A 21,669-nucleotide genomic window follows, 5' to 3' on the forward strand; every position below is an offset into this window, starting at 1 on the left:
GCCCGCATGATGGGCACATCATGCTGAAAACCCTCAAGCGCGCCTTGCTCCTGCCTTTGCGCCTGCTGCTGGCGCTGCTGATTCTGTTTGAGGAATGGGGCTATCAGCCCTTGGCGCGCTTGATGGCCCGCTTGGGTCGGCTGCCGGTCTTGCGTCAGCTCGAACACCTGATTACGCGCTTGCCGCCGGCTGCCGCCTTGGCTGTGTTGCTGCTGCCCGCGCTGCTGCTCTTGCCGGTCAAGCTGCTGGCGCTGCTTTTGATCGGCAGCGGCCGATTCGGCCTGGGCTTGAGCTTGGTGATCCTGGCCAAGCTGGCCGGCACCGCCATCGTCGCCCGCTTGTTCCAGCTGACCCGTCCGGCCTTGCTGCGCATGGCTTGGTTCGCGCGTTGCTATGCAAGCTGGACGATCTGGAAGAGCGGCTTGTTGGACTGGCTGCGCGCCAGTGAAATATGGCGCCGGGCGCGCCTGTTCAAGCGGCGGCTGCGCCGCTTTATGCGGGCCTGAGGCCTTTTCAGCGCAGCCCGGTGATAGCGGCCTTGAAGCGCGGCACAGAGTCCGGGTGCCGGATGAAAACCTTAGATGAGCGTTTCCCTCCGCCACGATTGGCGTGAATTGTTCACGCTTTGATCGAATGCCCCACTGCTGGGTGTTGCTCACCCCCTCGAACACAGGGTGCCTGTGCCTAGGTCTAAAGCCGGTCTGCACATAGGCTGAGTCATTCCTCTTCAACCCAGGCCTAGAGCCTTACAGTCCATGAAAACCAAGCTCATTTTTGCCGCGACTTTGTTGGCCGCTGTCGCGCCTCCAGCCAGCGCAGCACAGTTCGATTTCTACAAATTGGGTCGGGGCGCCGCAAGTGATTTCTTGCCCATGCCGACCAGCTTGCCTGAACCGGTCAACGGCATACCCTGCACCGGTAGCGACATCTGTAGTTCAAAGGTCGACAAGGGTGAGTTCGGCGGCAGCCTGAAGTACACCAATGGCGGCCTGGTGGCGATCGCGACCGCAACGTATAACGGCTTCAGCGCTTCGGTCGTGCAGGACAGCGAACCCGGCTGGACCGCCAGCAAGGGTGCTGGCCTGGGCGTCTACCACCTCAAGGGTGCCAATGATGATGACAACATCACCGCCGGCGAAAAGCTCACCATCACCTTCAACCAAGTCGTCAAGTTGACCAGCATCCAGCTGCGCTCTGAGGGTCACAACTTCACCTCCTGGACTACAGGTTCGACCTTTTTGTTGAATGATCAATCGACCGCTTTGCCTCTGAACACGGGCGCCATCACCTTCGCTCAACCCATGATTGGGCAGGTCTTCACCTTTGCCTATGGCGGCGCCAAGGCCGACCAGTTCTATCTCGGTGCCATGACCGCAGAAGCGATGCCTGTGCCGGAGCCGACTACCTTGGCTTTGTTGCTGGCGGGTCTTGGTTTCGTCGGTTTGCAGGCGCGCCGCCGTCAACAGGCCTGATACCTGCTGTCTGATGCCGTGGACCCGAGTCGGGTCCACCCCAGCATGGGTAAAGCTGCTCAGCGCTTCCCGCTGAGCAGCGCCGCGAAGCGTTGCAAATACTCCGGCGCCCGGACGAATACATACAAGCTGAAGACCAAATTGGCCAGGCCCACCGACAAAAACAGCTCGGGGATGCTGAAGCCAAAGCTGCCCATCAGCACGCCGGCCAACAGCGAGCTGACGATCATGAACAGCGCATTGAGGATGTTGTTGGCTGCGATGATGCGAGCACGGTGGCTGGGCTGCGAGCGCAGCTGGATCAAGGCATACATGGGTACGCTGTAGAGCCCGGTAAACAGCGCCAGCAGACCCAGATCGGCCAACACGCGCCAATGCTCGGGGTGCGAGAAAAACTCGCTCAAACTCATCAGTACCGGCTTGGTGGACAGGCCGCGCGAGGCGAAGTAAAGGTCGATGGAGAACAGCGTCATGCCTATGGCGCCGACCGGCACCAGGCCGATCTCGACGCTGTGGCGCGACAAGCGCTCGCACAGCAGCGAGCCAACACCAATGCCGAGCGAGAACATCACCAGCAGTGCGGTGGCGACCTGCGCGTCGCCATGCAGCACCTCCTTGGCGAAGGCCGGGAAGTTGCTCAGATAGACAGCACCAAAGAACCACATCCAGGAGATACCCAAGAGTGAGCGAAACACCACCGGGTCTTGGCGCGAGAGCTTCAAGTTGCGCCAGGTCTCGGTGAAGGGGTTCCAGTTGATCTTGAGTGTCGGGTCAGTGGCCGGGCAGGGTGGGATGAACTGGGCCAGCAAGCGGCCGAGCAGGGCGGCGAGCAAGCAGGCGATAGCGACATTGCGGGCGCCGACTTCGGGTACGGCGATCAGCAAGCCGCCCAGTACCTGGCCGAGCAAAATGGCGACAAAAGTGCCCATCTCGACCATGCCATTGCCGCCAATCAACTCGCGCTCGTTCAGCTGCTGGGGCAGGTAGGCGTACTTGACCGGCCCGAACAGCGTCGAGTGCAAGCCCATCAAGAGCACGCATAGCAGCAGCAGCGGCACTTGCGTCGTCAGATAGCCCCAGGCCGCCAAGGCCATGATGGCGATCTCGAGCGACTTGACGAAGCGCATCAGCTGGTGCTTTTCGAGCTTGTCGGCCAGCTGCCCGCTGGTGGCCGAGAACAGCACATAGGGCAGGATGAACAAGGCATTGATCACCAGACCGGCCTGTGAAGCCGGCAGCCAGTCCAGCTGGAGCTGGTAAGTAATCAGGATGATGAGCGGGAACTTGAATAAATTGTCATTGCCCGCGTTGAGAAACTGCACCCAGAAATAGGGCGCAAAGCGGCGCTGTTTGAGCAGCGAAAACTGGCTGCTGTGGTCATGGGAATTCATTGATTAGCTTGCTTTACCAGAATTGCCATTGGCCGGTCTTGACGACCCAGATGCCCAGTACGCCATTGGTCACGGCGTGCGCGATCACGGCCGTCCACAGCTTGCCGGTGCGAACATAAAGCCACGCGTAAGCCAGACCCGCGACGACGGCGCCCAGCCACAAGGTGTGGGCCAGCATGAAGACAAAGGTCGAAAGCACGATGGCCTTGATGCCCACGCGGTGGGGGTCCACGGTTTCGAACTTCGGGCTCTCAATCCAGCGCATCAAAAAGCTGCGCCAGAACAGCTCCTCCATCACCGGCACGATCAAGGCCGCACCGCACCAGCGCAACGCGATCAAGGGCCACATCAAGCGGCCCTGCTCATCCAAGGGCAAGAAGCTGGCGGTGGGCTCGCCGAGTTGCATCCATGGCGCGTCAAGATTGATCCAGAGCACGAAGACCACGATGCCGACCAACACGCTCCAGATCAGCTCACGCCGGCTGGGTAGGTTTTGGCGGGCCAACTCGCCATAGTCGAGCCAGAACCAGGCCAGCAAGCCGCCGACCACCAAGACGCTGACGCCGTAAACATAGCGCGGGTCAATGTGCTTGCTTTCCGGCAAGAAGCCCCGCAGGGCCAACAGAGCCATAAAGGCGGCAAAGGGAATGGCGCGTGCCAGGGCGGCGGGGCTGAGATTCATCGTGGTCTTGCGGGCGGCAGCCGTTTAGAGCGTAAGAGGCCGCAAGCCTACCTTGAATTAATGACAAGCCCAGCAGTAAAAGCCCGCGTTTGGCGGCCTTGCCATCTCAGGGGCTGCGCTGCTCCAGCAAGAAGTTAGCACCGTCATACTGGCCGAGCTTGTCAACCAGGTAGGGCATGCAGGCCTGCAGATCGTCGTGCAGCGTGAAGGGTGGGTTGATCACGAACATGCCGCTGCCTAACATGCCAAAGCCTCGGATATCGGACTGCTGTTGCACCGTCAGGCGCACGTGCAGCCAACCCTTTTTGGCGCTGGCGTCCGCCGCAGCCTTGAGGCGCTGGGCCAGCTGGGCCGATTCCAGCAATTGCAGTTGCGGATACCAGATCAGGAACACGCCATCGGCGAAGCGCTCAAGCCCCTCGCGCACGGCCGTCAAGACCTTGGCGTAGTCGGTCTTCAACTCATAGGACGGGTCCATCAGGACCACCCCGCGCCGCGACGGTGGCGGCAGCTCTGCGCGCAGCGCGGCGAAACCGTCTTTGTCGCTGACCTGGGTGTTGGGGCGGGTGGAGAGATAGGTTTCGAGAATACGGAAATCGGTCGGGTGTAACTCATGCACACGCAGCCGGTCTTCTTCGCGCATGATCAAGTTGGCAATCCCGGGCGAGCCTGGGTATTGGCGCAACTGCCCGTCGGTGTTGAAGGCTCGCACCAAGTCCATATAGTTGGCGAGCGGTTCGGGCAGGTCTTTGGCATCCCAAAGGCGTGAAACGCCGTGCACGTACTCGCCTTTTTTCTGCGCGTACTGGCCTTCAATCGAATACCCGCCGGCGCCGGCATGGGTGTCGACCAGGGTGTAAGGTTTGTCTTTCTCGCCCATATAGCGAAGCACCTGCGTCAAGATCAGGTGTTTGAGAACATCGGCATGGTTGCCGGCATGGAAGGCGTGTCTGTAGGCGAGCATGGCTGAATTTTAGGCTGCGCGGGTCCGTCGCGACCGCCGAACGGCCAAATTCAAAGGTTTTGAGTCACGTCGGGCCGCGTCGGCGACTAGGCAGCCGAATTCGGGGTCCGAAATGAAATCCGGCTAGGCTCTACGCTTTTGCAAACCTAGCCAATTCAATGCCAAGCCTTTTCGACCCCATCCAAATCGGCGATTTGTCGCTCGCCAACCGTATCGTCATGGCGCCGCTGACGCGCAGCCGCGCGCCGGGTTTGGTGCCCAATGACTTGATGGTCGAGTATTACCGTCAGCGCGCCAGCGCCGGGCTGATCATCAGCGAAGGCACGCAAATTTGCGAGCAAGGGCAGGGCTATTTCGACACGCCGGGCATTCATACGCCGGAGCAAGTGGCGGGCTGGCGCCGCATCACCGACGCGGTACACGCGGCAGGCGGCAAGATCGCTGCCCAGCTCTGGCATGTCGGGCGCATCTCGCACTGCGACTTTCAGCCCGGTGGCGCCGCGCCGGTGTCGTCAACGGCACGTGCCGCGAGCGGCAATTCGCGCACGCCCACCGGCCTCAAGCCCTTGTCCACACCGCGCGCACTGAGCACGGCCGAGGTGGGCGGCGTGGTGCAGCAGTTCGCCCACGCGGCGCGTTGCGCGATGGATGCGGGCTTTGATGCGGTCGAGGTGCACGGCGCCAACAGCTATTTGATCGACCAGTTTTTGCACGACAGCATCAATGATCGGGTGGACGCCTATGGCGGCTCGATAGCAAACCGCGCCCGCTTCGTGGTCGAGGTGATGACGGCGGTGGCCGGCGCGATTGGGGCGGGCCGCAGCGGCCTACGCCTGAGCCCGGTCAATTTGGCCAGCACGCCCGCCGGCTGCGACTCCCAGGTGCAAGCACTCTACAACCATGTGGCCGAGCGGCTCGCGCCCTTGGGGCTGGCGTTTTTGCATGTGGTGGAGGGCCAGACCGGCGGTCCACGCGATGCCACGCCGTTTGACTATGCGGCCATGCGCGAGCGCTTTGGCGGCCCCTGGATAGTCAACAACGGCTACAGCCGCGAGATGGCCTTGAAGGCGGTGGCCGAGGGCCGCGCTGATATGGTCGCGTTTGGGCGCGATTTCATCTCCAACCCCGATTTGGTGCGCCGCCTGCGCCTGAATGCCGAGCTGCAGCCGCTGGAGCGCACGACGCTGTACGGCGGCGGGGCGGCGGGTTACACCGACTACCCGACCCTTTGATGGCTGTGAAGGCCCCTCTCAGCCGCGCCGCATCTTGGCGCGGAACAGCTCGGTGATCGTCACCTCCCGCGGGCCGGCAAGCAGCTCAAAGGGCTCGCCGGCCTCGATAGACCCGGCTTGCTGCACCGCCAAGTAAAAGCCACACCAAGCGCTTTCGCTCATCAGCTTGACCGCCTTGTTGAAGCCCATCACCGCGTTGAACTTGAAGCAGGGGTAACGCGGCTCGCTGACCAGCAGCTCGCAGCCGGCGAAGCGAAGGCGATCGCCGATCCATACGTCTTTCTCTAGCAGCCCGGTCAGTGTCAAGTTCTCGCCCATGGCGCCGGGCGCCAGCGCCTCGTCCCAATCCGCCACCTTGGCCTGCGCCCGCACGGTTTGCCAGAACGCGTAGTGCTCGCTCGGGTAGGCGTAGACGGCTTTGGAGAGGCCGCCGTGCACGCTCAGGTCTGCCTGCTCGTCCCCTTTGAGGCCCAGTGGCCCCACTTCAAGCGGTCCGCTGTACGCGCGCTTTCGAATCCCGCTTTGCACGGTTTGACCGTCCAAGGTCTGCAGGGTTTGGGCCGAGGCGATATTGATGCTGATCAGTTTCATGGCGTGGAGTGTGACAAAAGTCGCGCCCCTTTGCCGCGCGAGCCCGACCCGGCATGACTTCATTCTGCAAATGCATAACCACGGGTTCTCCGTAAGTTACGGCATGGTTACATTGAGGTGACAATTGCCCATGGAGGCGGCTGATGGGTGTTTTCAGAAGCCTTGCGGCCGAGTCGGCGCTGATATCGCAGCGGCATTCGGTCAAGTCCGAGGGTGGTGTTCACAAAGTAAGTTAGTGATCGCCTACGAGCTTGACCAAATTCTGCTTTTATATTGAAGGAACGACGATGAACCAACCCGTGATGGAAGGGCTGCGCTTGAATGTGCCAGCTTATGTGAACCACCAGCGCCTGATTGGCTGGGTGGCCGAGATTGCCGCGCTGACGCAGGCCCGCGATGTGTACTGGTGTGACGGCAGCCAAGCCGAATACGACCGCTTATGCACCCAATTGGTGAGCGCAGGTACATTCAAGAAACTTAATCCGGCCAAGCGTGCCAACAGCTACCTGGCCTGCAGCGACCCCAGCGATGTGGCGCGCGTCGAAGACCGCACCTATATCTGCTCGGCCAAAAAGGAAGATGCCGGCCCGACCAATAACTGGATGGCTCCTGCCGAAATGCGCAGCCTTTTGCAAACCGGCGACAAGGCACTGTTCAAGGGTTGTATGCGTGGCCGCACGCTCTATGTCGTGCCTTTCAGCATGGGGCCGCTGGGTTCGCCGATTGCGCATATTGGTGTTGAGTTGTCCGACAGTCCCTATGTAGCCGTCAATATGCGCACGATGACGCGCATGGGCCGCCCGGTGCTCGATGTGCTGGGTGCCGACGGTACTTTTGTGCCTTGCGTGCATACCGTGGCCGCTCCGCTGGAAGCCGGCCAGGCCGACGTGAAGTGGCCTTGTAACCAGACCAAGTACATCGTGCACTTCCCCGAGACGCGCGAAATTTGGTCTTATGGCTCCGGCTACGGCGGCAACGCCTTGCTGGGCAAAAAGTGTTTCGCCTTGCGTATCGCCTCGACCATGGGCCGTGACCAAGGCTGGTTGGCCGAGCATATGTTGATCTTGGGCGTCACTTCGCCCGAGGGCAAGAAGTACCATTTCGCGGCGGCTTTCCCGAGCGCCTGCGGCAAGACCAACTTTTCGATGCTGATTCCGCCGGCGGCTTTCGAAGGCTGGAAGGTCACCACCATTGGCGACGACATCGCCTGGATTAAGCCCGCAGCGGATGGGCGCCTCTATGCGATCAACCCGGAAGCCGGTTATTTTGGTGTCGCGCCCGGCACCAACACGCTGACCAACTTCAACTGCATGGCCAGTTTGAACAAGGACGTGATCTTCACCAACGTTGCGCTGACCGATGACGGTGATGTCTGGTGGGAAGGCATGACCGACACACCGCCTGAGCACCTGATCGACTGGCAGGGCAAGGACTGGACGCCTGCCATTGCCAAGGAAACTGGGGCCAAAGCAGCGCACCCGAATGCGCGCTTTACCGTCTCGGCGATCAACAACCCGGCGCTGGACGCCGATTGGGACAACCCAGCCGGTGTGCCGATTGATGCTTTCATCTTCGGCGGCCGTCGCTCAACGACCGTGCCGCTGGTGACGGAGGCACGCGACTGGGTGGAAGGCGTCTATATGGCCGCCACCATGGGCTCGGAAACAACCGCTGCGGCGGCCGGCCAACAAGGTGTGGTGCGTCGCGACCCCTTCGCCATGCTGCCTTTCATGGGCTACAACATGAGCGACTATTTCCAGCATTGGCTGGATATGGGCGCCAAGCTGTCAGCCAGCGGCGCCAAGCTGCCGAAGATTTACTGCGTCAACTGGTTCCGCAAGGGCGCTGATGGCAAGTTCGTCTGGCCCGGCTATGGCGAGAATATGCGCGTCTTGAAGTGGATGCTGGACCGGGTCGAAGGCACCGGAGCAGGCGAGGAGCACGCCTTTGGCCTCACCCCGCGCTATCAGGATATCAACTGGAGCGGCCTGGATTTCACGCAAGAGCAGTTCAATATCACCACCCATATCGACAAGGCGGCCTGGGGTGTGGAGATGAAGCTGCACGAGGAGCTGTTTCAGCAGTTGGCCTATCACTTGCCGTCGGAACTGCCAGCGACCAAGCTGAAGATCGAAGCTCGTTTGAGCAAGGAGTAAGGCCTTGTGGGCCGGACCTTGCCGTAGCCGGCAAGGTCGGGCCCCAACTGATTGAGTGGCTTGAGATCAACAGCAAGTACCGACCAGTAAAAAGCCCGCTTGAAAAAGCGGGCTTTTTTATGTCTCGATGTTTCAGCGGCGGCAGTTGGCGGCGCGCAACTCGGCGGCAAACGAAGGCATGCTGACTTCGTACTGCTGGGCCAAGGCCAGCAGTTCGCGTTCGGCGCGCGCTTCAGCGGCCACGGCTAAGCGAGCTTTGACCGAAGTGATCACATTCATCCACAGGCGCGCGCCGATGGATGTGAACGAGCCGCCGTGGCGGATGTTGCGAGCTAGGGGGATACCGAAAGTTTGGCTTGCGACGCTCATGGCGAATTCCTGCTTGTATGTGTGTTTGGGGGCTTTTTGAGCCGATGCGGCATTATCGGGTAAACCCTAGGTGTCGACAAATGAATTGTTTGAATCGAAGATATAAAGAATCTGTATATCTCGGGGCGAATGGTGAACTTTCGCAATCTTGATCTGAACCTGCTGAAGGTGTTTGACGCGGTGATGGCTGAGCGCAGCCTGACCCGTGCGGCGGCTCGCTTGTCGATGACGCAACCGGCCGTCAGCCATGCCTTGAAGCGTTTGCGCGAGGCAATGGGCGAAGATTTGTTTGTGCGCCAAGCCTTTGGCATGAAGCCGACTTCGCGGGCAGAGGGCATGTGGCCCGAGGTCCAGCTGATTCTGCAGCGCCTGCAGGCGCTGTTCTCGCCAGGGGAATTCCAACCCGAGACCGAGGCCTATACCTTTCGGATTGCGATGGCCGACGCGACCGCCGCCTTGTTGTTGCCGCCACTGATCGCGCAGCTCGAGGAAGCCCGAGCAGTGGCCAATGTGCACGTGCTGCCGCTGAGCACGCGCGACCCACGCGGCTTGCTCGACCAAGGCGAAGCCGACTTCGCGGTGGGCTATTTCCCCGGTGCGGTGGCGGCGTTGCGGGCGCAAGGCGGCCAGTCGGTCATCCGACAGTACCGGCTGTACGACAGTGAATATGTCTGCGTGATGCGGCGCGGCCACCCTTTGGAGCACCAAGCCCTGGACTTAGATGCTTTTTGTGCAGCCCATCATTTGCTCGTCAGCTTTTCCGGCCGGCCGCATGGCTTTGTCGATGAAGCGCTGAACGCCATGAACCGCAGTCGGCGCATTGTGCTGACGGTCAATCAATTCTTTACCGCCGGGCGGGTGGTCACCCGCTCGGACCTGTTGACGGTCTTGCCGGCCTCGTTTGTGGAGGCGACCGGTTACCAGGCGCAGCTGATCGAGCGCCCGCTGCCGGTGCCACTGGCCAAGGTGCATGTGGACATGCTTTGGCATCTGCGCAGCGAAAGCCGCAGCGCCCAGCAATGGATGCGTGAACGTCTGATTGAAGCTGCACGCCGAGCACAAGCGCGCCAAGACTAGCGTTGCAGCGCCAACTGAGGCGACAATTGCGGGATGAGCATTGACCTGACCGATTCCGAGTTCTTTGAACTCGACGAACTTCTCGCCACCACGCCCGCGCCGCTGCAAGCCTTGGATGCCTCCATGTTGGATGGCTATCTGTGCTGCGTGTTGGTGCAGCCGCGCTTGATTGAGGTGGACGAATGGTTGCCCAATATCTTCGACTATGACGGCGGCCTCTTGCCTGAAGATGTCGACCCGGTGTGGCTGGCGCGTGTGCGTGAATTGGTGGAGCGCCGGCATAACGCGCTGAATCGGCAGATGGTGGAGGACGGTTGGTTTGACCCGGTGGTTCTGGACCTTGAGGAACCCACCGAGCCCGAAGCCATCCCCGAGGGCGAAGACGCCGAGGCGAAGCAGGCGCGTGAAACCTATGAAGGCATGAGCCTGATCTCGCGCACCTTGATGCCTTGGGTCGCGGGTTTCCAACACGCTGCGCTGTGCTTCCCCGAGTTGATGGATATGACCGACGATGCGGTGATGGCTTCGCTGGCGCGCCTATACCGCCATTTGCCGGCAGAAACCGACGAAGAGCGTGAAGTAGTGGCCACGCTGGATCGTGAGCATCCTCTGAAGGACATTGACGAGGCCGTCGAAGAATTGGTCGTCACTGTGGCCGATCTTTGCGATCTGACTCAAGCGCAGCGCTATCACGTCGAAACCCTGCGCCGCGAAGGCCCCAAGCTCGGCCGCAATGACCCTTGCCATTGCGGCTCGGGCCGCAAGTACAAGCAGTGCCACGGCGCCAATTAGCGCGTTGCGGCCGGGCGGCGTTCCAAGGCGAATGTTGTTCGCCACTGACTGAATAGCACTTTGCGTATCCAACTCCTGTCGGATCTCCACCTGGAGACCGAAGCCTTTGTGCCTGAACCTGCCCGAGGTGCCGAACTGCTGGTGCTGGCCGGTGACGTCGACAGCACTTGGCGCGGCTTGCAGCTGTTTCGGGACTGGCCGGTGCCGGTGCTGTTCGTGCCCGGCAATCATGAATACGACGGGCGTGATTTCGACGCAGCCCGGGCCGGGCTGCTCGCGCTATCTGATCAGCTTGGTTTCACCATGCTTGACGACGCCCGCTGCGTGCGGGCAGATGCCCAAGGGCGGCGTGTACGCTTTGTCGGCAGCACGCGCTGGAGCGACTTTGATGTGTTTGGCGAGAAAGAGCGTGCCCGGTCCATGCGTGCGGCCAGCTACTTTCAGCGTGTGATGGCAGCATCCCGCGATGGCACGCCTTTTGATGCGGAGGCGGTGAGAGCGCAAGCCCTGGTTTGCCGCGACTGGCTGACGCAAGAATTGGCCCTCGGCGATGCCTCGACCGACTGGGATGCTACGGTGGTGATCACTCACTTTGCGCCCAGCTTGCGCAGCGCTGATCCGCGCTATGGCAAGCAGCCGGGTACCGCCAGCTTTTGCAATGATGATGAGGCCTTGTTCACCCAGGCGCGCCTGTGGTTGCACGGCCATCTGCACTGTCAGAACGATTACGAAGTGGCCCATGCCGAAGGCCGTACCCGGGTCATTTGCAATGCCCGCGGCCATCTGCGCAAAGGAGAGCCGGCGCGTTTTGATCCGCAGCTCTTGATTGATGTGTTTGCGGCCCCGCCTTGACCAGTATCAATTTGGCGCTACGGCCCTATGTCAAACTGTGTTGCACAGAGCAATCTCAGCAAAGGAGCGCATATGAAGATCCTGGTCGCCGTTGACGGCAGCACATACACCAAACGCATGCTGGCCTATTTGGCCGCACATGATGAGTGGTTGGGTGACGCCCATCAGTACACGGTGCTGCACGCCGTGCCGGCCGTGCCCCCGCGCGCGGCTGCGGTGCTCGATAAAGATTTGCTGAAGAGCTATTACGCTGATGAAGGCGAAAAGGTCTTGAAGACCGTACGCAGCTTTTTCAGCAAGCAAGGAATTAAGGCCGATTACATCAACAAGGTCGGTTCGGCCGCTGATTTGATCGCGGCGAGCGCCGACAAGGGCAAATTTGATTTGCTCATTTTGGGCTCACATGGTCATGGCACGATCGCCAATCTGGTGATGGGCTCGGTCGCGACCAAGGTCATGGCCAACTGCAGCACGCCGGTGCTGCTGATTCGCTAAGCAGGCGAACAGGCTTGGCCTGTGCTCAAGCGCCGTGGCGCTTGGACAGCCAGGCCAGCGGCGACTCCAGCGCGGCGCGCGCGCGCTCCGACTCCAACTCGACCTCGGTGACGCTTGCGCGGTAGTCGTCGCCGTCTTCGAGGCTGGCTTCCATGCCAAAAGCGGTACCCAGATCGGCGGGGTCCTGCTCCATCGAGGGCGCGGGGCTGCGGCGGAAGAAGCGCAATGCTGGTGCGAATCGCATATCAAACCTCGCTCTTGGGCTGTGTCAGGCGAAACCGTCGCCTTGGCAATGAGTGTGCGTGATTCAAGGGCCTGCTGAATCCCCGATTTGGAGGGTCTTCAGACCGCAGTTGTTAAAAACATACGGCCTGCAATCTAGGAAATTGCCCGCCCCCGCAGACTGGGGGGTGAATTAAGGGAATAACCTCATATCCTACTTTGGTAGGCTGGTGTTCTGGTTTCTACTTGGTTATGCTGCGCCTCCCTCGACGCCTAATTCGTCACGGAGTTTTCACGCATGAATGCATTGGTTTGGAAATGGCTCACCGCCAGCATTGTTGGCTTGTTGGTGTGCAGCGCAATTTGGCTGGCGGGGTCGGTGAAGTCGCAACCTAGCGCTTTGTCCCATCGGTTTGCTTCGGTCGACGGCTCTCAAGGACTCGCAAACGGCGCTGTCGGGCGAGTGCCGCTGCCGGTCGCTTACGCAGCGTCGGCGGCTTTGCTTGGCGGCGTGGCATTGCGCTGACTGGCGCGACGCATCACGCAAACGCTTTTTCTTGCAAGGCTAGACCAAAGCCGTTTTCGCGCCCAGCGCAAGGGCTTGGCCGATTTGGTCAAGCAAGGCCACCCGAGTCGGGGCCGCCACCAGGTCAGAGAGTAATTTCCACTGGTGCCAATAGAGCGTGACTTCAACGCTCAGATCGGGTCGTAGCGCCATCAAGTCACCGCTGGCGATCAAGGCCCTGGCTTGCAACTCCGGCGCCACGCCAACCCCCCAGCCCATGCACACCGCCCGCACATAGGCGTCACTGGACGGCACATAGCGCTCCTGCAGCCGCGGTGCCCTGAGCCCAAAGGCCTTGGCCACCCACTGCACCTGGCAATCGTCCTTGCGATTGACGACCAAGAAGGGCGTGTTGGCGAAATTGCTGGCCGTGAGTCCATCCGGCAAATGCGTGCGCATAAAGGCCGGGCTGGCCACCGCCACATAGCGCATCACGCCCAAGGGCTGGACCAAGCAGCCACGCAGCGCCTGGCGCACCGTGCTGATGCAGCCCAAAACCTCACCTTGGCGCAACCAGTCATGGGTGAAGTCTTGGTCGTCTACCACCAACTCCAGGCCGAAGCCTTGTTTCAAGCCCGCCTGCACGACCGAGTCCAGCGCCGGCAAGACCCAGGTCGCCAGACTGTCTGCATTGACGGCGATGGCGATGCGCTCGTTCGGCGCCACTTGTCCGCCCAACTCGCGTGCCACGTCGGTGCGCAAGGCCTGCAACTGGCGTGCGAAGCGCAGCAAGACCTTGCCGGGCTCGGTCAGGCGCAGCGGCCGCGAGCGCACCACCAATAATTGCCCCACTTGCGACTCCAAGCTGCGTAGCCGTTGCGAGACCGCACTTTGGGTGATGCTGAGGCGCTGGGCGGCTCGCTCGAAACTGCGCTCGTCGGCCAAGGCGGCCAGGCAATCAAGGGCGGCGGAGTCAAGGTCTTTCATAAGTATTGCTAATGTATCCAGAGAAATAGTAATTTCTCTTCTGGTTTTACCGGAGCCTGCCGACAATCCGCCCTCGATCGGTGAATGAGCGAAACAATCAATACGCGAATGGCCTGCAGCGCGGGCGCGTCTTGGCCGATATCCGTTTTGGACTTGAACTTATACCGGCCCGCCTCGGGTTCGCTGGAGTGTCTATGAAAGTCGTCGTTTTGGGAGCCGGCATCATCGGCATCAGCACCGCCTGGTATCTGCTTGAGCAGGGCCACGAGGTCACGGTGGTGGACCGCCAAGCCGATGCGGCACTGGAAACCAGTTTCGCCAATGGCGCGCAGATCTCGGTCAGCTTCTGCGAGCCCTGGGCGAATGCCGGTGCGCCGTTCAAGGTCGCCAAATGGCTGCTGCGTGATGACTCACCGCTGCTGTTCCGCCCCAGCCTGGACCCCAAGCAATGGATCTGGGGCCTGAGCTTCTTGACCCAATGCACGACGGCCGCTTTCGAGCGCAATGTCGAACAACTGGTGCAACTGGGCCGCTACAGCCATGAGTCGCTGAAGACCTTGGTGGCGCAGACCGGCATCGAATACGAGCGGCTGGAGCGTGGCATCCTGCATTTCTTCTCCTCGCAGGCCGATTTTGAAAACGGCGCTGCTGGCGCCGAGATCATGCGCCGCCACGGCGTTGACCGCCGCGTACTGAACCGCGCGGAGGTCCTGAAGATTGAGCCGGCGCTGGCCACCTTCGGCAACAACATCCACGGTGGCACCTTCACGCCCAGCGATGAGTCGGGCGACGCCTGCGTGTTCACGCAAAAGCTGGCCCGCTTATGCGCCGAGCGTGGCGCGACCTTCTTGTATGAGCACGACATCCTGGCGCTGTCGCGCAGCGGCGCGCAGATCGACGCGGTGCAAATCGCCAGCGTCCGCAGCGGCAAGAAGACCGAGCTGAAGGCCGACGCTTTTGTCGCCGCGATGGGTTCCTACACGCCGGCGCTGGTGCGCCCACTCGGTGAGTTCCTGAATATCTATCCAGCCAAGGGCTACTCGGCCACCATGAAGCTCAAGAAGCCCGAGCAAGCCAGCGTCGTCAGCCTGCTGGATGACACCCGCAAAATCGCCATTTCGCGCCTGGGCGACAGCATCCGTATCGCCGGCACCGCCGAGCTTTGCGGCTTTGACTCCGACCTGGCCCGTCCGACATCGCGCACCCGCTGCGAAGCCTTGGTCAAGCGCTATGAAGAGCTGTTCCCCGGCGTCGCCGATCTGAGCGAGACCAATTACTGGACCGGCCTGCGCCCGAGCACGCCCACCAATATCCCCTACATCGGTCGCAGCAAGAAGGCCAGCAATCTGTGGATAAACGCCGGCCATGGCACCTTGGGCTGGACCCATGGCGCCGGCTCCGGCCATGCGATGGCCGAGTTGATGGCCGGGCGCCGCCCGCCGCTGGACTTCGGCTTCTACGGTTCGGTAGTCCGATAGACGGATAGCCAGATAGCCCGGTAAGCCGACAGGGACGCAGGCAAGCGAAATCGGGCGTGGGCCGTACAATTCGCGCCCCTTCCGTTGTCCCTGCCCATGCCTGCATCGCTTTCCAGCCCCTCCAAGTCAAGTTTCTGCGCGATTGACTTTGGCACCTCCAACTCCGCCATCGCCATCCCTCGTCTGGACGGCAGCGGCGCCATGCGCTTGGTGGAACTGGAAGCCGGTCAGACGACGATGCCGACGGCGGTGTTCTATTACGTCGACGGCAAGCATGATGCCGACGGCCCGCCGCGCGCCTTTGGCCGTGCCGCCGTGGCGGCTTATGTCGAAGGAGCCGATGGCCGCCTGATGCGCTCGATGAAGAGCATCCTCGGCAGCGGCCTGATTGACCAGACCACCGATGTCGGCGGCGGGCGCGGCGTCAAATACTCGGACATCTTGTCCGGTTACCTGAAGCGTTTGCGCAATTCGGCCCTGGCCGCCGGCGCACCGGCACCGTTGAACAAGCTGGTCTTGGGCCGGCCGGTGTTTTTTGTCGACGGTGAACCCAAGCGCGACGCGCAGGCGCAGGCCTCGCTGGAAGCAGCCGCCCATGCAGTCGGCTTCGATGACGTGCATTTCCAGTTCGAGCCGATCGCGGCGGCGTTCGACTTTGAGCAGCACAGCGAGCGCGAGCAAATCGTGCTGGTCGCCGACATCGGCGGCGGCACCTCGGACTTTTCCGTCGTGCGCGTCGGCCCCGAGCGCATGAAGCGCGTCGATCGCCGCGATGACATCCTCGCCAATCACGGCGTGCACATCGCCGGCACCGACTTTGACCGCCATGTCGAGCTCGCCAGCGTGCTGCGCGAATTCGGCTACCGCTCCTATGGCCCCGAGCGCCCCGGCGCGCCGGCACGCGAGGTGCCCAGCGGCGTCTATTTCGACCTCGCCACCTGGCATCTGATCAACACCGTCTACAGCCCAGGCCGCGTCGCCGAGCTGCGCAATATGCGCAGCTTCTATGGCAACGTCCAGCATCACCAGCGCCTGATGACGGTGGTCGAGGATCATCTGGGCCATGAACTCGCCGGCCGCGCCGAAGCGGCCAAGATCGCCGTTGCCAATGGCGGTGACACGGTCATTGACCTGGGCGTGGTCGAGAACGGCTTGCAGATCGAGTTGTCGGAAGCCGCTGCGGTGGCCGCCATCGGCCCCGATATCGAGCGCATCGCCCAAGCCGGCCGTGAGGCCGTCGCGCAGGCGGGCTTGGCTCCTGACCAGATCGATGCGCTTTACTTCACCGGCGGCTCCACCGGCCTGCGCTTATTGGCCGAGCGCATCGCCGCCGATTACCCGGCCGCAGCTTTGGCGCGCGGTGACCGCTTTGCGTCGGTGGCGACGGGCCTGGGCTTGCACGCAGCGCGGATATTCCAAAACGCGTAGCCGCGCCGCGCCGCGCCGCGCGCTGCGGCCGGCTTTGGCGTGTGATGCTCACGATTCTCGTTGTTTGGCCCCCTGACCCAGGGGGGGCGAAAATCGAAACATCGTTCCGAAATTCGGCAGAATGCAAGGGAAGCCAACCAATCCAACTTCCCTCATGAAAAAACCTGCATTCGCCCTCTTGAGTCTTGTCGCCGCTTACGCCGGTGCCGCCCCAGCGTTGACGGCACAAGAAGTGTTGACTCAGTTCAATTTGGTCACTCTGGGCAATGTGGCCTCGGCATCTCATGTCGACGGCCGCAGCTTCATCGGCGGCAGCGTAGTCGGCGGCGAATTTGCTGGCCATCCGAACGGTATCAAGCCCTCCAGCTACGCCGGCCTGACCGTCAAGGGTTCGGCCGAGAACATCAAGGTCAATAGCAACGGCTTGGTGGTCGAAGGCAGCCTCAAATTCAGCACGGTCAATGGCGGCACCACGGCCGTGCTGGCCGGCGCGAGCGGCAACAACTTCAATGGCCTTGCCTATATTGTTGGCGCGGCGTCTGGCAACAATTACAACGGCGGCCTGCTGAGTCCAGCGCCAAGCACCGTGGCCGCTGCGAGCAGCACGCAGTTTGGCAACGTGATCGGCGGCTTGTCCACGTCGCTGAGCCAATTGGCCAGCACCGGCAGCTCGGTGAGCTTCAATGGCAACATGGCCACCTTCAGCGCCGTGGCCAATAGCAAGGGCCTGGCGGTGTTCAATTTGAGCGCCATCGACACTCAGGTGTTTTCAAAAGGCGAGTTCGAATTCAACTGGAATGGCGCCAGCACGGTGATCTTCAATGTGGACGAAACCACCTTGTCCTTTGCCAGCAATTTCCTCGGCGGCAGCGCCATTAGCGCCGGCACCAAGGCGATCTGGAATTTCTACAAAGCCACCGATCTGACCATCAGCAATCAGTTCGGCGGCGTGGTCTTGGCCCCACTGGCCAAGCTGACCAACAACCAAAATATCGAAGGAACGGTGTTGGTCAAGCAATTGGACCAGCGCGGCGAAATCCATAGCGCCAACTTCGGCGGCAATATCTCGGCCGTGCCGGAGCCGCAGACCTTTGCTTTGCTGCTGGCCGGTTTAGGCTTCTTTGCTTGCGTGGGAACGCGCCGTCGAGTTTGAGCCTGAGCTATAAACTCAGCACTCATCATCAAGTGCTGGGCTGTCCGATAGCGGGAGCAATCGGTTTACGTGGTGCTCCCGGTTCAAGGGCTCAGTAACGTCCTCGCGGCGGCGGGCCGCGTCTGGCCGGTGGCTTCTGGCTCGCCATCGGCTTGGCCTGCGGGCGCGACACGTCGGCCAGCATCAAGCAGGCGCTGACCAGGCTTTCGACCGCTTCTTCCAGGTCTTTGGCCGGCTCAAGAGACTCGATTTCTTCCAACAAGTCATCGGCGTCTTCCAGGTCTTCAGGGTCTATGTGGCGGAAGATCGCGGCCAGCGGCTCCAAAAGATCGGCGGCGTCTTCGCGCATCAGCTCAGGGAAATGCTCGCAGGCGAGCGAAAAGCCGGCCACCCATGGGAACAAGGCGTCCGAGGGGTTGCCGTCCACATCGCCGTCAAGCTCATCGTCATCGTGTCCGTCTTCGTGCTCGGCTTCGAACTGCGCCGCGCTTTCTTCTTCTTCTGCTTCGTCGTCCTCCAACTCAAACACCCAAGGGTCAAACCATTGGCGTTGCGTGATGGCCTGATTCAACTCCTGGTAGCGGCGCTTGACCAAGCTCATCAGCGCATGGCTGTCAAAGCCGGCCGGCGGGCTGCGGCCCTCGTCGCTGTCCAGCACATGGCGCGACCATTGAAACGCGGGCACAGCCTTGGGCTGCAGCAGCACACCGACCAAGTAACCATCCAGCATGCCGACATCCAGCGGCTCCAGCGGCGCGGGGACAAGGTCGAGTAGCGCTTGCAGGCGGTCCAGCTCGGCTTCGCTCAAGGGGCGTACTGCGGCCGGGGCGCTGGGCTGAGCGGCGGGTTTGTTGGCGGAAGCAGCGCTAGGCCGGTTGCCGGGCCGGGCCGGCGCGTAGGACGGCCTGGTAGCGCCGTTGCGGGGTGCAGCGCTACTGCTACCGCTGCGTGAATGGGCCGGACGCGATGCCGGTGGACGTGGGGGCGTGGGCTTGCTCATGGGGCTATTGTCCCGCCGAATCGGTTGGTTCGGCTGATTCGGCCGAATTGGCCAATGCTGCTGATCAGGCCGATCAAGCCTTGGCTCAAGCGCTATCCCACTCTTTGGGGATGGTGGACTTGGCCGTGAAGCCTTACATTGAACCCAAGCGAGTCACGTAACCAATGCCTTGCAACCGTCCCAACGACGCCCTCTTGCTTGAGGGCTTTAGCGCCCACCCGGCTTTGCTCGGTGGGCGTTTTTTTTAGGCCTTAGGCAAGAAACCTTTGGCGAAGGCTTCGCGCAAATGCTCGAGCAAGAGCTTGAGCGGCCGGGGGACTTGATTGTTCCAGGGGTAGACGGCATAGACGCTGTCGCCAAAGAAGCCGACCGGCCGCCATTGCGGCAGCACTTCGAGCAGAGCGCCGCTGCGCAGCGCCGGTGCGGCGCTGAAGTCGGGCAGCAGGGCCAGACCCAGATCATCAAGTGCCGCGTCGCGCAGGATCTCGCTATTGCTTGCGCGCAGCGGGCCTTGCACGGGGATGCGCAGGCGCTGCGGCTCTTTGCCGCTGGCTTGTTCAAACAACCAGACCGCCGGGCCGGGGCGCAGATAGGGCAGGCAGGCATGCTCGGCCAAGTCGTCCGGATGGCCGGGCTCGCCTCGCGCCTGCAGATAGTCCGGGCTGGCCACCAAGATGGCCCGCGAGGCGCAGAGCTTGACGGCGACATGGCTGTCCGGCGGCGCGCTGCAATGTCGGATGGCCAGATCAAAACCCTCTTGCGCCAGCGGCACCAGCCGGTCGGATAAATCCAGCTCAATGCGAATTTGCGGGTAAAGCTTGAAGAAGGCGCTCAAGCAAGGCGCCACATGCTGACGGCCCAGCGCCACCGGCGCGGTGACGCGCAAGAGCCCGCGTGCTTGGCCGACGGCGTCGCGCGACGCACTTAAGGCTCGGGTGATTTGGGCAAAACTGGCCTCGGTGGCATCGACCAGGTCCTGGCCGGCTTGCGACAGGCGCACCGAGCGGGTGGTGCGCGACACCAGGCTCTGCCCCATTGCGCGCTCCAACTCGCTGATGCGTTGGCTGACCGCCGCTTTGGACAGGCCCAGGCGCTGCGCCGCCTTGGTGAAGCTGCCGAGCTGTGCGATCACGGTCAAGGCGTGCAACTGGCCCCACAAGACGTCGTGGCGCAGCTCGCTGGGATTTGGCTTGGCTTTTTCCATTGTTCAGATTATCGAACAATCAAATCGCCGAAACCGGATTGGCAAGCTCGCCCATGCTGCCTAGACTGCTTCATCCCAAGGAGCAGCAAATGACCACGCCTTACACCAGCACCCAAGACCTGAGCCATTTCATCAACGGCCGCTTGATGGCCGCTACTTCAGGCCGCAGCCAGGCGGTCTACAACCCCACCACCGGCGCGGTGGCGCGTCAGGTGCAGCTGGCCAGCCAGGACGACGTCAATGCGGTGGTGGCGGCTGCGCAGGCTGCCTTCCCAGCCTGGGCCGATGCGCCGCCGCTGCGCCGGGCTCGCGTGATGTTCAAATTTCTGGAGCTGGTCAATGCGCACAAGGAGCAGTTCGCCGCGATGCTGACCGCTGAGCATGGCAAGGTCTTCACCGACGCCTTGGGCGAAGTGGCGCGTGGCATCGACATCATCGAGTTCGCCTGCGGCGCGCCGCAGCTGCTCAAAGGTGACTTCACCGAGCAGGTCTCGACGGGCATGGACAACTGGACGCTGCGCCAGCCGCTGGGCGTCGTGGCCGGCATCACGCCGTTCAATTTCCCCTTCATGGTGCCGATGTGGATGGCGCCGCTGGCCATCATCACCGGCAATGCCTTCATCCTTAAGCCGAGCGAGCGCGACCCTTCGCCCAGCTTGTTGATCGCCGAATTGTTCAAGCAAGCGGGTCTGCCGGACGGCATCTTCAATGTGCTGCAGGGTGACAAGGTCGCGGTTGATGGGCTCTTGAACCACCCCGATGTGAAGGCTTTGAGCTTTGTCGGCTCGACGCCGATTGCGCAATACATCTATGCGACCGGCGCTGCGAATGGCAAGCGCGTGCAGGCGCTGGGCGGGGCCAAAAACCATATGGTCGTGATGCCGGATGCCGACATCGAGCAGACCGTCGACGCGCTGATCGGCGCGGCTTATGGCTCGGCCGGCGAGCGCTGCATGGCGATCTCGGTGGCGGTGCTGGTTGGCGATGTGGCGGACAAGATCATCCCTAAGCTGGCCGAGCGCGCCCGCGCCTTGAAGATCAAGAACGGCATGGAACTCGACGCCGAGATGGGCCCCATCGTCACGCGCGAGGCGCGCGACCGCATCGAGGGCTATATCGGCCTCGGTGTGGAAGAGGGTGCCAGTCTCTTGGTCGATGGCCGTGGCCACAAAGTGACGGGTTACGAGAACGGCTTCTTCACCGGCGGCTCGCTGTTCGACCATGTGACGCCGAGCATGCGCATCTACAAGGAAGAGATCTTCGGCCCGGTCTTGGCCTGCGTGCGCGTGGCCGACTTTGCCGCCGCTGTGCAATTGGTCAATGACCATGAGTACGGCAACGGTGTGGCCTGCTACACCAGCGACGGCAATGTCGCGCGCGAGTTCGCACGGCGCGTGCAGGTCGGCATGGTCGGCATCAATGTGCCTATCCCGGTGCCCATGGCCTGGCATGGTTTTGGTGGCTGGAAGAAGAGCTTGTTTGGCGATATGCATGCCTATGGCGAAGAAGGCGTGCGCTTTTACACCAAGCAAAAAAGCATCATGCAGCGCTGGCCCGCCAGCGTGGCCAAGGGCGCCGAGTTTGTGATGCCGACGAGCAGCTAAGCCTTTACTTCACGG

The 21,669-nt window shown here is 61.8% G+C and carries 20 protein-coding genes and 1 pseudogene; 12 read left to right on the top strand and 9 right to left on the bottom strand.

Annotated features, from left to right (window positions below; all coding sequences use genetic code 11):
- Positions 1-20: 20 nt before the first annotated feature.
- A complete protein-coding gene (locus tag PRZ03_RS11850; RefSeq protein ID WP_273600471.1) occupies positions 21-506 on the top strand; it encodes a hypothetical protein in 486 nt (161 codons plus the stop codon).
- A gap of 249 nt (positions 507-755) precedes the next feature.
- Positions 756-1,472 (top strand): PEP-CTERM sorting domain-containing protein, encoded by a 717-nt coding sequence (locus PRZ03_RS11855; RefSeq protein WP_273600472.1) that lies wholly within the window; start codon positions 756-758, stop codon positions 1,470-1,472.
- A gap of 80 nt (positions 1,473-1,552) precedes the next feature.
- Here PRZ03_RS11855 and PRZ03_RS11860 read toward each other — a convergent pair.
- The 3 genes and pseudogenes from PRZ03_RS11860 to PRZ03_RS11870 form a co-directional block, all read right to left on the bottom strand.
- Positions 1,553-2,863: pseudogene (locus PRZ03_RS11860) on the bottom strand (MFS transporter); the annotation flags it as partial.
- A gap of 13 nt (positions 2,864-2,876) precedes the next feature.
- Positions 2,877-3,545: a CAAX prenyl protease-related protein gene (locus PRZ03_RS11865; protein WP_263532645.1), complete on the bottom strand. Its 669-nt coding sequence runs from the start codon at positions 3,543-3,545 to the stop codon at positions 2,877-2,879.
- Positions 3,546-3,651: 106 nt separating this feature from the next.
- Positions 3,652-4,509, bottom strand: a complete 858-nt coding sequence (locus PRZ03_RS11870; RefSeq protein ID WP_263532644.1) for a 23S rRNA (adenine(2030)-N(6))-methyltransferase RlmJ — start codon at positions 4,507-4,509, stop codon at positions 3,652-3,654.
- Positions 4,510-4,667: 158 nt separating this feature from the next.
- Between PRZ03_RS11870 and PRZ03_RS11875 the strand changes: the two genes are divergently transcribed.
- Positions 4,668-5,741, top strand: a complete 1,074-nt coding sequence (locus PRZ03_RS11875) for an alkene reductase (RefSeq protein WP_273600473.1) — start codon at positions 4,668-4,670, stop codon at positions 5,739-5,741.
- An 18-nt stretch (positions 5,742-5,759) separates the two neighbouring features.
- On the opposite strand, the gene PRZ03_RS11880 is transcribed toward PRZ03_RS11875, so the two are convergent.
- The gene (locus PRZ03_RS11880) at positions 5,760-6,332 is read right to left on the bottom strand and encodes an MOSC domain-containing protein (protein WP_273600474.1); all 573 of its coding nucleotides are present in this window, start codon (positions 6,330-6,332) and stop codon (positions 5,760-5,762) included.
- A gap of 287 nt (positions 6,333-6,619) precedes the next feature.
- On the opposite strand from PRZ03_RS11880, the gene PRZ03_RS11885 reads away from it, so the two are divergent.
- Positions 6,620-8,488: a phosphoenolpyruvate carboxykinase (GTP) gene (locus PRZ03_RS11885; RefSeq protein WP_273600475.1), complete on the top strand. Its 1,869-nt coding sequence runs from the start codon at positions 6,620-6,622 to the stop codon at positions 8,486-8,488.
- 132 nt (positions 8,489-8,620) lie between these two features.
- Here the strand turns inward: PRZ03_RS11885 and PRZ03_RS11890 are convergent, their stop codons facing one another.
- The gene (locus tag PRZ03_RS11890) at positions 8,621-8,857 is read right to left on the bottom strand and encodes a hypothetical protein (RefSeq protein WP_263532640.1); all 237 of its coding nucleotides are present in this window, start codon (positions 8,855-8,857) and stop codon (positions 8,621-8,623) included.
- 129 nt (positions 8,858-8,986) lie between these two features.
- On the opposite strand from PRZ03_RS11890, the gene PRZ03_RS11895 reads away from it, so the two are divergent.
- From PRZ03_RS11895 to PRZ03_RS11910, 4 genes are all read left to right on the top strand, one after another.
- The gene (locus PRZ03_RS11895) at positions 8,987-9,934 is read left to right on the top strand and encodes a LysR family transcriptional regulator (protein WP_276595247.1); all 948 of its coding nucleotides are present in this window, start codon (positions 8,987-8,989) and stop codon (positions 9,932-9,934) included.
- 33 nt (positions 9,935-9,967) lie between these two features.
- The gene (locus tag PRZ03_RS11900) at positions 9,968-10,726 is read left to right on the top strand and encodes a UPF0149 family protein (RefSeq protein WP_263532638.1); all 759 of its coding nucleotides are present in this window, start codon (positions 9,968-9,970) and stop codon (positions 10,724-10,726) included.
- A 60-nt stretch (positions 10,727-10,786) separates the two neighbouring features.
- Positions 10,787-11,578, top strand: a complete 792-nt coding sequence (locus tag PRZ03_RS11905) for a metallophosphoesterase (protein WP_273600476.1) — start codon at positions 10,787-10,789, stop codon at positions 11,576-11,578.
- 72 nt (positions 11,579-11,650) lie between these two features.
- The gene (locus PRZ03_RS11910; RefSeq protein ID WP_263532636.1) at positions 11,651-12,073 is read left to right on the top strand and encodes a universal stress protein; all 423 of its coding nucleotides are present in this window, start codon (positions 11,651-11,653) and stop codon (positions 12,071-12,073) included.
- A 25-nt stretch (positions 12,074-12,098) separates the two neighbouring features.
- Here PRZ03_RS11910 and PRZ03_RS11915 read toward each other — a convergent pair whose 3' ends face one another.
- Positions 12,099-12,317 carry a hypothetical protein gene (locus PRZ03_RS11915; RefSeq protein WP_263532635.1) on the bottom strand — a complete coding sequence of 73 codons (219 nt, stop codon included), beginning with the start codon at positions 12,315-12,317 and terminating at the stop codon, positions 12,099-12,101.
- Positions 12,318-12,860: 543 nt separating this feature from the next.
- Entirely contained in the window at positions 12,861-13,787 is a 927-nt protein-coding gene (locus PRZ03_RS11920) for a LysR family transcriptional regulator ArgP (RefSeq protein WP_273600477.1), read from the bottom strand.
- Between the two features lie 194 nt (positions 13,788-13,981).
- Here PRZ03_RS11920 and PRZ03_RS11925 point away from each other — a divergent pair, with 194 nt between their 5' ends.
- The 3 genes from PRZ03_RS11925 to PRZ03_RS11935 all read left to right on the top strand — a co-directional run bounded on the left by PRZ03_RS11925 (position 13,982) and on the right by PRZ03_RS11935 (position 17,846).
- Positions 13,982-15,265, top strand: a complete 1,284-nt coding sequence (locus tag PRZ03_RS11925) for a D-amino acid dehydrogenase (RefSeq protein WP_273600478.1) — start codon at positions 13,982-13,984, stop codon at positions 15,263-15,265.
- Positions 15,266-15,361: 96 nt separating this feature from the next.
- Positions 15,362-16,693, top strand: coding sequence for an Hsp70 family protein (locus PRZ03_RS11930; protein ID WP_263532631.1), 1,332 nt, complete (start codon positions 15,362-15,364; stop codon positions 16,691-16,693).
- A 154-nt stretch (positions 16,694-16,847) separates the two neighbouring features.
- The gene (locus PRZ03_RS11935) at positions 16,848-17,846 is read left to right on the top strand and encodes a choice-of-anchor A family protein (RefSeq protein WP_273600479.1); all 999 of its coding nucleotides are present in this window, start codon (positions 16,848-16,850) and stop codon (positions 17,844-17,846) included.
- Between the two features lie 91 nt (positions 17,847-17,937).
- On the opposite strand, the gene PRZ03_RS11940 is transcribed toward PRZ03_RS11935, so the two are convergent.
- Positions 17,938-18,846, bottom strand: coding sequence for a YecA/YgfB family protein (locus PRZ03_RS11940; RefSeq protein ID WP_273600480.1), 909 nt, complete (start codon positions 18,844-18,846; stop codon positions 17,938-17,940).
- A gap of 244 nt (positions 18,847-19,090) precedes the next feature.
- Positions 19,091-20,050 carry a LysR family transcriptional regulator gene (locus PRZ03_RS11945; RefSeq protein ID WP_273600481.1) on the bottom strand — a complete coding sequence of 320 codons (960 nt, stop codon included), beginning with the start codon at positions 20,048-20,050 and terminating at the stop codon, positions 19,091-19,093.
- A gap of 89 nt (positions 20,051-20,139) precedes the next feature.
- On the opposite strand from PRZ03_RS11945, the gene PRZ03_RS11950 reads away from it, so the two are divergent.
- Positions 20,140-21,654, top strand: a complete 1,515-nt coding sequence (locus PRZ03_RS11950) for a CoA-acylating methylmalonate-semialdehyde dehydrogenase (protein ID WP_273600482.1) — start codon at positions 20,140-20,142, stop codon at positions 21,652-21,654.
- Positions 21,655-21,669 lie beyond the last annotated feature (15 nt).

The organism is Roseateles albus, from assembly GCF_028595345.1.
In the GTDB taxonomy this organism is placed as follows: Bacteria; Pseudomonadota; Gammaproteobacteria; order Burkholderiales; family Burkholderiaceae_C; genus Paucibacter_A; species Paucibacter_A albus.